This window comes from Paenibacillus sp. BSR1-1 (assembly GCF_030403775.1).
In the GTDB taxonomy this organism is placed as follows: Bacteria; Bacillota; Bacilli; order Bacillales; family Cytobacillaceae; genus Neobacillus.
In genome coordinates this window covers 42,544-55,637 of record NZ_JAQMWQ010000033.1, presented here as the reverse complement: position 1 = coordinate 55,637, position 13,094 = coordinate 42,544, and the positions used below count along the sequence as shown (strand labels likewise).

At 36.2% G+C, this 13,094-nt stretch carries 15 protein-coding genes; 3 read left to right on the top strand and 12 right to left on the bottom strand.

The genetic code is table 11. The features are described 5' to 3' along the window. Positions 1 to 713: 713 nt before the first annotated feature. The 7 genes from PH210_RS27850 to rpmG form a co-directional block, all read right to left on the bottom strand. Positions 714 to 1,748 (bottom strand): NADH:flavin oxidoreductase, encoded by a 1,035-nt coding sequence (locus PH210_RS27850; RefSeq protein WP_289989680.1) that lies wholly within the window; start codon positions 1,746 to 1,748, stop codon positions 714 to 716. A 182-nt stretch (positions 1,749 to 1,930) separates the two neighbouring features. Then, a complete protein-coding gene (locus PH210_RS27845; protein ID WP_289989678.1) occupies positions 1,931 to 2,263 on the bottom strand; it encodes an ArsR/SmtB family transcription factor in 333 nt (110 codons plus the stop codon). 408 nt (positions 2,264 to 2,671) lie between these two features. Continuing rightward, the gene (locus PH210_RS27840; protein ID WP_289989676.1) at positions 2,672 to 3,196 is read right to left on the bottom strand and encodes an MMPL family transporter; all 525 of its coding nucleotides are present in this window, start codon (positions 3,194 to 3,196) and stop codon (positions 2,672 to 2,674) included. A 372-nt stretch (positions 3,197 to 3,568) separates the two neighbouring features. Beyond that, complete coding sequence (locus tag PH210_RS27835; protein WP_289989674.1) at positions 3,569 to 4,567, bottom strand: DUF3231 family protein; 999 nt, start codon at positions 4,565 to 4,567, stop codon at positions 3,569 to 3,571. Between the two features lie 259 nt (positions 4,568 to 4,826). After that, on the bottom strand, positions 4,827 to 5,318 hold the full coding sequence (locus tag PH210_RS27830) for a hypothetical protein (protein WP_289989671.1): 492 nt from the start codon (positions 5,316 to 5,318) through the stop codon (positions 4,827 to 4,829). Positions 5,319 to 5,531: 213 nt separating this feature from the next. Continuing rightward, positions 5,532 to 6,731, bottom strand: a complete 1,200-nt coding sequence (locus PH210_RS27825) for a GTP-binding protein (protein ID WP_289989670.1) — start codon at positions 6,729 to 6,731, stop codon at positions 5,532 to 5,534. Between the two features lie 120 nt (positions 6,732 to 6,851). Next, positions 6,852 to 7,001: a 50S ribosomal protein L33 gene (rpmG, locus tag PH210_RS27820; protein WP_289989668.1), complete on the bottom strand. Its 150-nt coding sequence runs from the start codon at positions 6,999 to 7,001 to the stop codon at positions 6,852 to 6,854. A 313-nt stretch (positions 7,002 to 7,314) separates the two neighbouring features. Between rpmG and PH210_RS27815 the strand changes: the two genes are divergently transcribed. Beyond that, positions 7,315 to 7,446: a hypothetical protein gene (locus PH210_RS27815; RefSeq protein WP_289989666.1), complete on the top strand. Its 132-nt coding sequence runs from the start codon at positions 7,315 to 7,317 to the stop codon at positions 7,444 to 7,446. A gap of 413 nt (positions 7,447 to 7,859) precedes the next feature. Continuing rightward, positions 7,860 to 8,189, top strand: coding sequence for a heterocycloanthracin/sonorensin family bacteriocin (locus tag PH210_RS29995; protein ID WP_502306731.1), 330 nt, complete (start codon positions 7,860 to 7,862; stop codon positions 8,187 to 8,189). Positions 8,190 to 8,429: 240 nt separating this feature from the next. Here the strand turns inward: PH210_RS29995 and PH210_RS27805 are convergent, their stop codons facing one another. Further along, a complete protein-coding gene (locus tag PH210_RS27805) occupies positions 8,430 to 8,837 on the bottom strand; it encodes a DUF6210 family protein (RefSeq protein ID WP_289989662.1) in 408 nt (135 codons plus the stop codon). A 762-nt stretch (positions 8,838 to 9,599) separates the two neighbouring features. On the opposite strand from PH210_RS27805, the gene PH210_RS27800 reads away from it, so the two are divergent. After that, a complete protein-coding gene (locus tag PH210_RS27800; protein WP_289989659.1) occupies positions 9,600 to 10,604 on the top strand; it encodes a DUF3231 family protein in 1,005 nt (334 codons plus the stop codon). Positions 10,605 to 10,786: 182 nt separating this feature from the next. Here PH210_RS27800 and PH210_RS27795 read toward each other — a convergent pair whose 3' ends face one another. The 4 genes from PH210_RS27795 to PH210_RS27780 form a co-directional block, all read right to left on the bottom strand. Next, positions 10,787 to 10,957, bottom strand: coding sequence for a hypothetical protein (locus tag PH210_RS27795; protein WP_289989658.1), 171 nt, complete (start codon positions 10,955 to 10,957; stop codon positions 10,787 to 10,789). A gap of 138 nt (positions 10,958 to 11,095) precedes the next feature. Next, positions 11,096 to 11,371, bottom strand: coding sequence for a hypothetical protein (locus tag PH210_RS27790; RefSeq protein WP_289989656.1), 276 nt, complete (start codon positions 11,369 to 11,371; stop codon positions 11,096 to 11,098). 306 nt (positions 11,372 to 11,677) lie between these two features. Then, positions 11,678 to 12,370, bottom strand: a complete 693-nt coding sequence (locus PH210_RS27785; RefSeq protein ID WP_289989653.1) for a Na-translocating system protein MpsC family protein — start codon at positions 12,368 to 12,370, stop codon at positions 11,678 to 11,680. Positions 12,371 to 12,628: 258 nt separating this feature from the next. Further along, a complete protein-coding gene (locus PH210_RS27780; protein WP_289984067.1) occupies positions 12,629 to 12,802 on the bottom strand; it encodes a hypothetical protein in 174 nt (57 codons plus the stop codon). Positions 12,803 to 13,094 lie beyond the last annotated feature (292 nt).

The following is a 13,094-nucleotide window of genomic DNA, read 5'->3' as shown; positions in this document are numbered from 1 at the left end:
CCTATTTATTATTACGACTAAACTACCCTGTCCACTTTAAAACTATAATTTTATTAAAAAAGATATTGACTAATCGTAAGAAAAAGACCGCCGCAGCGATCCATCTTGAACTCTTGCACCCGTTTGTTTAAGTGTAATCCTTCACAATCTCTTCTACACCTTAATATAACTCTAATCCCTATTAAGTATTGTTCCCGAATCCAGTACCCTACAAAAAGACGCCTTCTTATTCAAGAAAAGCGCCCGATTGTTGCATATCACATTAGTCTATTGAATAGTATCGTTGTACTGTGCATTAATATCTTGTACACAATATTTCATTCTCACATTTACTGCATTGACATACTGATAAAATGTTTTCGGTAGTATTATCAACTTCTATATCCCAGTATTCTATTGAGAATCCATGTTCTAATCCTCTAAGACATCGCATTTGAATCTTGTAGCACCAGTTGAGTCTTTCCAAACTGTGTTCAACTAAGCAAGGAAATCGAGTAAACTAGGCGGGTCGCAGGGACAGGCACTTTGCGACTCGGATTCACGAGCATTAATATCCAAAATAAAGGCTCCGCAGAGTAAAATTATCTCTGTGGAGCCTTTTAAATGAGTAATAGAATCTAATGTCCCATTTACGAGGAACCCATCCTTTAAATTTTCAGTAAATAAGATAAATCCTTAAAAATGAGTATAGGAACCTGTCCCTAAAACACAGATTAGCTCAGCGTACCAAGTGCCTCACGGGTAAATGCTTGAAGTTCATCATTGCGGCCATCGCGAATTTTGACTGCCCATGCCGGGTCGTTCAAGAGTGCGCGGCCTACCGCAACTAGGTCGAATTCTCCGCGTTCAATGCGTTCAATCAGGCTATCGATACCGGTAATTTGTCCACCTTTTCCTGATTCAAACAAGCTAGTGAATTCGGAATCAAGGCCAACTGATCCAACTGTGATGGCTGGTTTGCCAGTTAGCTTGCGTGTCCAGCCTGCCAAGTTAAGGTCAGAGCCTTCAAATTCTGGTTCCCAAAAACGGCGTGTGGAAGCGTGGAAAATATTGACGCCTGCTTCAGACAATGGTTTAAGGAAACGTTCCAGTTCTTCAGGAGTTGCAGCCAGCTTTGCTGTGTAATCAACCGGCTTCCATTGGGAGAAACGGAAAATAATTGGGAAGTCAGGACCGACTGCAGCTCTCACCGCGTCGATAACCTCTACCGCAAATCGGGTACGGCCAATCATATCGCCGCCATACTCATCTGTTCGCTTGTTGGTCACTTCCCAGAAAAACTGATCGATGAGATAACCGTGTGCGCCGTGAATCTCCACCGCATCAAAACCGATGCGCTTTGCATCTGCAGCCGCTTGTGCATAGCTTTGAACAAGACCGCGGATTTCCTCGGCTGTCAGCGGATCAGATACTTGTTTTCCAGTCAGACTCAAGCCGGATGGGCCGATTGGATCGGCATCTGAATCAGGAAATTTCTTTCTTTCGCGAGCCGTGCCAGTATGCCAGATTTGTGGAGCAATTTTGCCGCCTGCTTCATGTACTTCCCGAACAACGTGTGCCCATCCTTCAAGTGCTTCTTCACCATAGAAGTGGGGCACATTATGGTCGGCCGGTGCTGCAGGATGGTTGATAACCGTTCCTTCTGTAATAATAAGACCGACACCATTTTCTGCTCTGCGGCGATAATATCCAGCCACATCGGGACCCGGAACGCCATTTGGGGAAAAGCAGCGTGTCATGGGAGCCATGACAATGCGGTTTTCTAGCTTCAGATTGCCGCCGTCAAAAGCCTCAAATAAAGGTGCTGGTGCTGCTACTTTGGATAAGTTCATCGTACTCTCTCCTCATATCGCTGTTTTTTTAAATCTATAAAAATGAATATACAGATATATAGATTAATATGCAAATAATAAAGCCGTACATTATTAACTTAATCCACTTTTGCGTGCAATCCAGCTGCGAATTGTTCCAAAAACTCAGCAATTGCTTCTTCATTGCGCCTGTAATATGTCCACTGGCCGAAGCGGCGTGACTCAAGCAAGCCAATCTTCTGCATGGAAGACAGATAAGAGGAAATAACAGACTGTGCGAGGCCGGACTTCTCTTGAATGCTTCCTACACATACACCGCCTGGAAATTCTTCTTTGATGGCCGTGGGCAGGTACGCGTTCATTTCTCCTGGTTCCTTCAGCCAACAAAGAATATTGAGTCGCGTCTCATTGGACAGAGATTTCAGCACAGCAAGTATCTCTTCGTTCTTCATGTATTGACACCCATTTCTACTTTGTTTAACTCAGTATACCACAGATGGTTTTTGGGCACAGGTCCTAGATATTGCTTCCACAAAGATAGAAATCTATCACTTTTGTTATCATTACTTACGTTGAATACGGTGGATTTTCATACTATAGATAGCTGCCCTTTATTTTAAGTGAAAAGCTTCACAATATCACAAACTTTGATATTAAAATATGAACAAAACTTAACGAATTTTTGTTCATATTTTCCACAATTAGGAATTGTTGCTGCACAGTATAGGTCTACTACGTAATACATGAGTTACTCCACAATCTGGCCCGATTGTTGAACACAAGTTAAACACCACTCTTCAACTAAACTAACACTTAATATATCAGTATTTGCCAATGTTTGTTTAAGCTGATCTAGATAATCAGCAATTCCAGCACCAGCTGCCCAACCCTGCCAATCTTTTTTGAATTCCGGGAAAAACTTTCAGGGAATTAATGTGGTGGCCAAAAATCCCCAGAAGGGCAGGCAGGAGTGTGCAAGACAGTGTCATTGCAGAGAAAACGACGAGGACCCCTCCTAAACATAGTGAATAAATAATAGGCAATTTAATAAATAACATCCCAAACATTCCAATTAGCACAGCAAAACCTGAAAAATATACAGACTGCCTAGCCGTGGTTGCCGCCATTGCTACCGCTTCTTCCACTGAAGTCTGATGCTTTAATTCCTCGCGAAAGCGGCTGACAAAAAACAATGCATAATCCACTCCGATTGCCAGCCCCAGCATCATCACAATATTCGGCAAAAAATTGGAAATGGAATAATAACCAGTTATAAAGTATGTAATTCCGAGTGTTAAAGAAACGCTGAAAATACCGATAATAAGAGGCAGTATCGCTGCCCATATGGTCCCGAATATAAACAAAAGGACTGTACTTTTGTACATCCTCAAGACCTCCCAGGGTAAGGCAACTATCTTTCCTCTTTTACTCGCCTGATTTACTCTACAAAGTTACGCACATCTTTTGGACTTTAACTTGCTTAGGAGTCTAATCACTTTGCAGAGCCTTAGTATCAGATTTCTGTTCGTCGAGCCAAGATTTTATTCCACGCTTCCTCCAGCCCTTATCTCACGATAAGTACCTTGCGCTTCCTTAGTGGTTGGCTGATGTGTACCCCCACAGTGGACTTTCACCACCTAGATAGTTGCCATGCCTGGCACACTAAGAAAAGGAAGCCTTAATAAGCAGCCATATCTTTAAGGAAAACACCCGTTATTTGAATAGGATCACCGTCTTGTCTTTGTAAGTAAATCTTTTCATTTATTAATGATTTTCCTGTCATCAGCATTAGGGGGCTGCTCCATCCAGTTTCGTTTAATGATTAATTTACCGAAACTACTATATATGAGCAAATCATCTATTATAGCCTTTTCACAATGCATGACAATATCTGCTCTCATACTATAAATCGCAGCAGAACCGTAATAGGATATTGCTGCAGCAAATAAAAATCCCGAATGAAACAGCATTAGTTTTTCAGAAAATGGTGCAACATTTGAATTTGTTATTTCTAAGTCATATGTACGAGGTAAATGAAGGTCTTCTTTAAGTAATAACGTTGTAAATGTCCCAATGTGTTTATTTGCTGCATTAAGACATTTTTCTAAAAACTTAATTATCGCTTTGTCTTTACATACTTGTTTAAAGGCGATAAGACATGCTTTTGTGATTAAGCTTTTCTCTATATTAAAATAGATATTACCACATTCAATAGAATTCATGCTTCTTTTGCTGCCTAATAAATCAGTTACATAATCAAGGGTATTAATAAAATGAATCTTATCTGGTGTTGAATAATAAGGCGGTCTATCAAGAAGTTTTTTTGCTATAAGTACCTCAATGGATTGGTTATATAATTCCATTGTATCTATATTACATTGGTAATAAAAATTTCTAAGGTCTTGGCGAATCGAAAGGGTAAATGCCAGACTATAAGATTGGCTCCCATGCATTGCCATCGTGTGAATATAATATAAGCAAAAATGATCCGTAAACAATGGTGGGGCATCCAAATTAACATCTTCTTCATTAAACCCTTTAGGAACAGGAAAATTTTCTTGATGAAACAACTTCTTCAGTTTGTTTAAATGCTTTTCACAAAGTCCATATGCAGTTTGAAAAACATGATGTATCTGAGGGTCTTGAATGGTATTTAACATGTACTTGATTACACAAAGTCCCATTGTCTCACGTATATAATGAGTCCATAAATTTGCAATTTCTGATGAGGTTAATCTTTCTTTGCTTTGATTCATTTTTTTCACCCTATAATGTTGGAATGTATGATTATTTTCATCTATTTTCCAAGACATTATGTGTTATAAATTTCTTATTTCTAAAAGGGATAATTAAATTCTCTTGTTTAATGTCCTTAGTTGAATAAGTAAAACGCTTTACCACTAATTGAATTAAAGCACCCAGTTAGTTTAAGTACATTCCTTCACAAAGTCGAAAAAGGCAGCCAGAGTGATAATTGTCGGAAGTCATTATTGCTACCTCATCTAATGCTAAACTCTACTTAATTGTTTCTACTTCTTGTATTGCATTTTTCCTTTTATTTTCGTCAACTAAAAGACGGACATAGAATTCACAATTCGGTATTGAAATATACTCGGAGTTATCATTAGTCTTGTTAAAAAAAATAGAGTATTTATTACCGTTGCTCGACTTGAAATTCCATCCCATCCCTAATGCTTCGTTGTTTAAGATTGTATTGTTTGTAATTTTGACAGCATAATATCCATTTGCATCTTTTTTTAATTCCCCAACAAAATATGTATTTGCATCTACTTGAGTTAGTAACAGCTGGTCCCCTTTTGTTGTTTTAATTAAAACAACACTGCCATCAATATTTTCTTCTTTAATATAATTTTGAAATGCTTTTTCTTTTGAAGAGAAATGCACGATTCTGGTATCGTTATTGGAGACATCTGAGCTACAAGCCGTTATAAGAAAAACAGCTATAGTTACCAAAATAACATTCAATTTCTTTTTGTTTCTTCTCATTTTGTGCCATAAAAACAGATACACCACTCCTATTTACAGTAAAATACAATTTCTTTTATTTTCGCCATCCATATGATTTATTCCTTCTTCAGCAAAAACTGCCCCGTTAGCACCACAAGCAAAAAGGATCGCCACAGCGATCCCTTCTTTAACTCTTGCACCTGTTAGCATAAATACATTTTTTCACAAACTTGTTTTTATTAAAAAGATATCTTACACTGCTGTCGTAATAGTCCATACAAAAGGATCATTCATTTCATTCCAATTTTGTGTGATCTCCTCATCGGTCAACAAACATCTGTCTAAAGAGGCTTTTACAAGATTTTTATCCATGTCGATTCCAATGAGGACAAGTTCATTTTTCCGATCTCCATACTTTTCATCCCAATCATCTCTTAATTCAGGATTTTCTTCAAAATACTGAGCTTGCTGTTCAGAAGGTAAAGAAGCTATCCAGTAAGAAACAGGCTCCAATTGTATCGATGGACCAGCTTGCGAGAATAATAAAGCTAAGTCATTTCTAGTTGCACACCATACAATTCCCTTTGCCCTCACAATGACTTCAGGCATTTCCTCTACCCATCGATTAAATCTTTCAGAATGAAATGGAACCGAACTTCTATAAACAAAGGAGCTTATCCCATACTCTTCCGTTTCAGGGTTATGCTCAGGTGCTGCTAATTCTTTTAACCATCCTGCCGACTGGCTTGCTGTTTCAAAATTAAATAAACCTGTACTCAATACCTCTTTAAGTGGAAGTTTTCCGTTTACGGTACGGTGGAATTTTGCTTCAGGCTGGAGCTTTCTTAAAAATACCTCCAGTTGTCTTAATTGCTCCTCTTCTAGTAAATCACATTTATTTAGGACTAAAACATCACAAAACTCAATTTGGTCTATTAATAAGTCCACTACAGATCGATCATCATCTTCGCTTAATGCCTGATTTCTTTCTAATAGCAGGTCGCCAGAGGCAAAATCGTGCCAAAACCTATTTGCATCAACCACCGTGACCATGGTATCTAGCCGACAATACTTTGTCAGGTCAATCCCTAATTCTTCATCAATATAAGAAAATGTTTGAGCAACTGGTACTGGCTCACTAATACCTGTTGATTCAATCACAATGTAATCAATGTTTCCTTTTTGGACGAGACGTTGCACTTCCTTTAAAAGATCTTCTCTTAAAGTACAACAGATACATCCATTGGTTAGTTCTACCAGCTTTTCTTCTGTCCTATTAAGCCCGCCTCCTTGTTTAACCAATTCGGCATCTACGTTAATTTCGCTCATGTCATTGACGATAACCGCAACTCTTAATCCCTCACGGTTTTGAAGAATATAATTTAATAATGTTGTCTTACCTGCACCTAAATAGCCACTTAAAACGGTTACTGGAATTTTAATATCTTTCATTTTATCATTCCTTCCACTTCTCTTAAATCAAAATCATTACGATTTAAACATTATACTTATCCATGAATCATCGGAACATTCTTAATGTCCATAGACTTAACAAATAACTTTGCAAAATATCTACTTCGTTTCTCTATGTATTGTATAGCGTTTCAAACTAGGAGAATATTTTCTCAATTCCAGTCTTTCAGGATTACTTCTTTTGTTCTTAGTAGTGATGTAATTTCTGTCACCTGATTCTGTACATTGAAGAGTTATTTTCACTCTCATAAAACTGCCTCCTTTCAATAAAACGAAATGATTACGATTTGCATTTTACATTAGTCTCTTTTATGATGTCAAGCTCTATATCAAATTTTTGTTTTTTTAATCGTTTTATTTTTAGAAAATTTACCCTTTTAAAATGAATCCAACAAATGCTGCCCTTTTATGTCAAAAAGAAAAGCAGAAAAAGGCAGCGTAAACCATTAGATAAATTAATGAAATCAATATAGTCTAATCCTTGTTGTTGCTCTTCTTCCGTTAATCCTTCTAATGATCATACCTATCCTTCCTCTTTTGGGAAAAGTTTCTTTCTATATTTATGTTTATTATTCCTATAACCACAGGATTTCTTTTCTCGAACAATGTTCTGGACAGCTCTGTTGCAATGAATAGAACAATTAAATTGGGAGCTACCTCTCAACCGACTGAACAAAATAAAATAATTGAATAGTCCTTGAGGCTTAAATATGACAAACCCATTTAAAATTAATAATAAAAAAAGTCGATTTTCCAAAATTGAGAAGATCGGCTTTCTATTACTTTGTGAAGAAATGTACTAAACTAACCTGCCCCGTTAGCACAAAAAGCAAAAAAGACCGCCGCAGCGATCTATCTTGAACTCTTGCACCCGATAGTTTAAGTGTATTACTTCACAATCCTACTCCGATGCAAAACAAGGGTAGTATTCCACCCTTAGTAAATAGGCTTTTAAACCCGTAACAGCCACCTAATTGGAATCATATTTTGTTGAAGAGTGCACACTTAGTATCGCTCTTTTACAAATAGCTGACAAAATTTCTTCGGTCAAATCCTCTTGTTAGATGTCAGTTTAACCTAATCATTAAATAAACATGGGAGGTAAAAATGCATAATTTTCAAAATGAACTTCAAACTTTGGGAATGGATAATTTCCAAGTTGGTCAGTTAATTCCTATGGATACTCAGAGTCAGGATCCACGCATAATGGGTGCTATGCGTTGCGGTGGCATGATGGGTGGCGGTATGCGTTGTGGTGGTGGCATGATGTGTGGTGGCATGCGTTGCGGCGGTATGCGTTGCGGTGGCTTTCGTTGTGGAGGATTCCGATGTTTCAGTTGCTTCGGCTGCTTCGGCTGTGGCGGTTGTGGCGGCTGTGGTGGTTGTGGTGGTTGTTATAGCGGCTACAACGATTACAACGGTTGGTACAATTACTAATTCGCAAAAGAAAAAATGGATATCTATTGAAATAAAGTGCCCATGCATAATTTGCACAAGGGCACTTCTTTACTGATTATCATTTTGGACAAAAAATCGCACACTAACTGATAGTGCACAATCGTAACGATTAGGAATTCGTTCTTTCACTAACCTGCCCCGTTAGCACAAAAAGCAAAAAGACCGCCGCAGCGATCAATCTTGAACTCTTGCCCCCGTTAGTAAAACGTATTAGCCAACTTAATCACTATTACTCCATGTTATTACTCCTTCATCTTCATCGAATCCATTCAGAAATGTTTTATCTAATGTTTCATAATCAATTATTACATTAAGCCAAGCTTCCATTGAATCGTCAAGTCTTTTCCTGTCTATTGACAGAAACTTCCCCGCGTTGTAAGTCATAAGTAATTTGTCTAAGAAATTTGCATCTTCAAGTGTTAACTTTGTTTTGTTTAAACAATACTTAGAAAGGGTTTGCAATAATACTTTTGTATCATCTTCAAGTATTGCAAGTACACCTTCAATTGAAGGTTGTAAACAAGAATAACCCCCAGCTTGGTTATAGTAAATAGTTCCAGACTTTGCCTTGATAATAAGTGCAAGTTGTTCCAAGCTATGTAGACAGACTTCACGTTTTTTAGGCATGAAATTAACCTCCGTTTCCAACATCTAATTACAATATTCGGACCCTGAGTTATAAATTCCTGTCATTGTATTTCTCTTTTAGTCCGATTGTTTGCTTTCTTTTCCATTCCTGTTCAATGTTCCAGTCGCTCAGGCTGCTCCTCCAGAAAATGAATTGAACCAATATTTGGCCAGTATTGGTTGGACAAAACAGGACTTTATACACTAACCTGCCCTGTTCGCTTAATAAGGAAATGGGTATCGTTCTAAGGATAAAACTAAGTCCTTAAGTTCATCAATGTCTTTCCTACTCCACTTTTTTCTTTCAAATGACCTGATTACTTTTTTTGAAACAGACAGGATCGAATTTCTAACTTCTTTAATTGAACAATTTGCCGTTAAAATTACTCGGCGTTTTGCTACCTCATCTATACAAAAGAGTAATTCTAACAATATCCAAACAAAAAAATACCTCTGATCTATAAAATCAAAGGTCAAAGTTGAACTTAGTGGTCTAGACTAGGTCCATTTAGGAGGTCTAAACTCAGAAGAATTTAAACTATTGTTATATTAACATATAATGAATATTTATTCAATGGTTCAAATATTTATACACAATTTTTCTTTGGTTGATTTTCCATTAATTTAATTCTACCCTTTTGAATTCAAGCACCCGCTAGTCCAACAAGAAACTTCTCAACTATTATCATCTAAAAGGTTTAAGTCCAAGGAAACGAATATCTATTTCTGTAACAGTAAAAAATACGGAAGAGGTGAGAACAAATGGAAAATGATAATTTTAAACTTACATCTTCCGAAATAGGAACACTATGGGGGGAGTATGTTAACGGAACTATGACCGAGATAGTAAATAGGTATATGATTTCTATTTTGGAAGACGAATCGATAAAAAAAGTTTTTGAAATTGCCATTGAGACATGGGAAAAGCAAAAGAAGCATCTTGTTTCCTTCATTGAGAGAGAGGGATTTCCAGTTCCTATTGGATTTACTGAGTCCGACCTTAATAAAGGTGCAAAGAGATTGTTTACTGACACATTCTGCTTAAATTATTTACATATTATGACTTTACATGGTTTGTTGGGTCATACAACTGCTTTAAGTGTTTCTGTCAGAAAGGACCTTCGGGAATTTTACAATTCATGTGATAATGATGCAAAAAGTATGTACGATTTAACCATTGAGTTATTGCTTAAAAAAGGAAAATTCCAACGAGACCCCTATTTTTATCCTAACGAAAGCCCTGAATTTATATCTAACAAAGATTTTATTGATGGATTCTTCGGAAAAGGGAGACTTTTATCTGCTACAGAAATAATCAGTATTTCTCTTAACATTAAAAAGAGCATTATGGCAAAAACTCTTTCAATCGGATTCAGTCAAGTCACTAAATCTGAAGAAATAAGAAAGTTTTTTGAGGAATTAGAAAAAAAGGCAGATGAAAACATACATGCCCTTTCAAAAATTATGCACAAGGATAATTTACCAGTACCAATGTCGTGGGAATCAGAGGTTACAACGTCAAAAGACTCTCCTTTTTCAGATAAATTAATGTTGTATCATATGGGTTTCTTGGCTCAAACTGCTCAAGTATATTACGGGACAGGTCTAGCAGGAGCCATGCGAACAGACCTAGCTGTAGTTTATGAAAAAACAATTCTAAAAACATTAGCAATAACAAAAAACTGGTTCGAAATCATGGTGAAAAACAAGTGGTTAGAACAGCCACCACTTGCTCCCAATAGAAAAGAACTTGCACAAGATAAATAAGAAATACCCCTCATTAGTGAGGGGTATTTCTTTAATTAACTTTTTAATTGAAGGGATAATTTCCACATTTTAGCATTGTCTTTTTTATATTTTCACTGTTTTGTACTGTCATGGTAGTTGAGGGTGAAAATGATAGGCCGAAACAACTCAATATAAACTCTTGAAAATCTTAGTTAAAAAAACTATTGATTTTTTAATTTGTTTGTAATTTTATGTTCTATTGAAAAAACTAAAATCAACATTCCAATAAAGATAGGAAAACTATCTAAATATCCAAATTGATGAGCGAGTGAACCAAAAATTAACCCTATTCCTATGCCTATTCCACTATTTGTTTTTAATATGTTCTTCAAAATTACTTTCCCCTTTAACACCAAATAAAAATTATTAACCCATTATATTACAATACTAACATAATTTAAGTGTTTCAGTATAACCATATTTGAACTTTAAATGTTTCACTATTCAACTAACCTGCCACGTTAGTTCAGTTACTCTATCAATTCTTTACCCGTAATTTTACCGTCTCCCATTGTCGATATACGATACTTTTTCCCATCAATTTCGACCACCAAAGTGTATTCGGAAAACCATTCTCCCCATTGCCCAATACTATTTACCGACTTCACTTCGCTTATTTGGGGATTCTCTTTGATTATATTTTCCCTTACGTTACTCAACTTATTGTATGTATATAATTTAATGGATAGGTACCCCGCAAAAAATATAAATGCAACGCAAATACAAATAATCATTACTTTCTTCATACATTCCCCTTCTCACTGTTAAAATCAAAGACTTTATTTACTCCCGTAACTCATTATCCATTTCGTAAGTATTAGAAGAATTATCGTAACATCCTACATCTAATGGTATCATATGTATGCATAGAATTTCTAGGTATATATGAAAATATTGCCATTTCTTATTAAACTAACCTGCCACGTTAGCACAACAGCAAAAAAGACCGCCTCAGCGATCCATCTTGAACTCAAGCACCTGTTAGTTAAAGTGAAACATTTCACATTATAATCTCTATTATAAAAGGGTTCAGGAGAACCCTTTTTATACACTCAATTAGCTAAGAAAAAATAAGTTAGACTTCTATCATCTTTTAAATTCCAATCTACAAAAATATCTGTAATTGGCTTTTTAAATATTTCTTCAAAACGCCCATGTTGGTAGAGATATGTTTTTTCCAACTTATCTTTTGTAACTAGAAGTGTTTGTTCATAACCGTTTTGAATTAGTGCTTTTTCAATTGGAACTAATATTCCATAACGTTTCACCAAAAGAAGCTTTGGAGTTATTTGAAAAGCTTCGATTTTGTCAGGTTTTTTTTCAGTTAAAATACTTAAACGCTCTATTTCATCAATAAAATCATTATACTCTGGAATTTGCCCAACTGGTTCAAAGGATGAGACTTCTTTTTCAAAAACAACAGTAATCATGCCAGTATTATTAAGATAGTTCCAGTCATGATAGAGGCTTCCCACATACTGTTGAAATTCTAATTCGAGAATTCCCTTCAACTCTGTAAGTATTGTTTTCATAATAATACCTCGTGAAATTTTAACATTGTTGATGTCCTTATTTTCAATTAAAACAATTTCCATTGGTGAAAGAAATTCTCGTATGTATAAAACAAAAAAACGGCTTTTAGCAAAGGCATGGCAGGAAAGTGGACCCTTCCCAAAGTTTTTTCTTAGCAACTTACTAATAAAGCTGCTTATTTCCATAAGTTTTTGTTGGATTGGAGTATCCATTGTATGAATCACCTACATGAAAAAAGATTGATTATATTCTGTTAATTTTTATTATAGTGATAAAACAGAGATATAGGAACCCAGAAGAGGAATACAATATTATCCATTTTTCAAGAGTTTTTTTCAGTAATATCCCTTTAACAATCCCTGGGATTACAGAAAACAGTTAACTACCTTTCAACTACTTATTGAAGTAAACTGCACGTTACTGGAATAAGAAAAAAGCGATCCTTCGTTATGGAAGCATCGCAGCCGTCATTATTCCTCGGTTGGTTTTTCATTTTTATAAAATTCTTTTGGCTTTTCCAATTCTTCCTGATGGCGATTCGTCCAACTGTTTACAAAACTCGGTAGCGGGTTCTCTTCTTTCTGTTGTTTCCTCTTGTTTAGCCATTCCCGAATCCGTCTACGCAACCTTGACCGTTTCTTCAACGTTTCCCCCCCAATCACCTTCATATTTCTCCTTCGGCAATCCAACGGGCTTCCATTCTGTATTTCACAAGTGGTGTATGTTTTAATTTTAACAGGTTAGTGGTAATAAAGACAAAAGCTATTTACCTGTAGTTACAGCATTGGCAGAGAAAAAAGCGGAAGTATCTGTTCCGCCGCTCCTTGCCAATCAACTATTACCATTTTTCCTGTAGATTTTATACTCGGCTGTTCGCAAAAGCTACTCTTAGTAAAGTGAAAAATGCTGTAAAGCAATTAAAAATTTTTAGGATAA

Coding starts and splice junctions, on each gene's coding strand:
- PH210_RS27850 (WP_289989680.1), bottom strand. CDS start 1,748: ATGGCTCCCATGACACGCTGCTTTTCCCCAAATGGCGTTCCGGGTCCC.
- PH210_RS27845 (WP_289989678.1), bottom strand. CDS start 2,263: ATGAAGAACGAAGAGATACTTGCTGTGCTGAAATCTCTGTCCAATGAG.
- PH210_RS27840 (WP_289989676.1), bottom strand. CDS start 3,196: ATGTACAAAAGTACAGTCCTTTTGTTTATATTCGGGACCATATGGGCA.
- PH210_RS27835 (WP_289989674.1), bottom strand. CDS start 4,567: ATGAATCAAAGCAAAGAAAGATTAACCTCATCAGAAATTGCAAATTTA.
- PH210_RS27830 (WP_289989671.1), bottom strand. CDS start 5,318: ATGAGAAGAAACAAAAAGAAATTGAATGTTATTTTGGTAACTATAGCT.
- PH210_RS27825 (WP_289989670.1), bottom strand. CDS start 6,731: ATGAAAGATATTAAAATTCCAGTAACCGTTTTAAGTGGCTATTTAGGT.
- rpmG (WP_289989668.1), bottom strand. CDS start 7,001: ATGAGAGTGAAAATAACTCTTCAATGTACAGAATCAGGTGACAGAAAT.
- PH210_RS27815 (WP_289989666.1), top strand. CDS start 7,315: ATGTTTATTATTCCTATAACCACAGGATTTCTTTTCTCGAACAATGTT.
- PH210_RS29995 (WP_502306731.1), top strand. CDS start 7,860: ATGCATAATTTTCAAAATGAACTTCAAACTTTGGGAATGGATAATTTC.
- PH210_RS27805 (WP_289989662.1), bottom strand. CDS start 8,837: ATGCCTAAAAAACGTGAAGTCTGTCTACATAGCTTGGAACAACTTGCA.
- PH210_RS27800 (WP_289989659.1), top strand. CDS start 9,600: ATGGAAAATGATAATTTTAAACTTACATCTTCCGAAATAGGAACACTA.
- PH210_RS27790 (WP_289989656.1), bottom strand. CDS start 11,371: ATGAAGAAAGTAATGATTATTTGTATTTGCGTTGCATTTATATTTTTT.
- PH210_RS27785 (WP_289989653.1), bottom strand. CDS start 12,370: ATGGATACTCCAATCCAACAAAAACTTATGGAAATAAGCAGCTTTATT.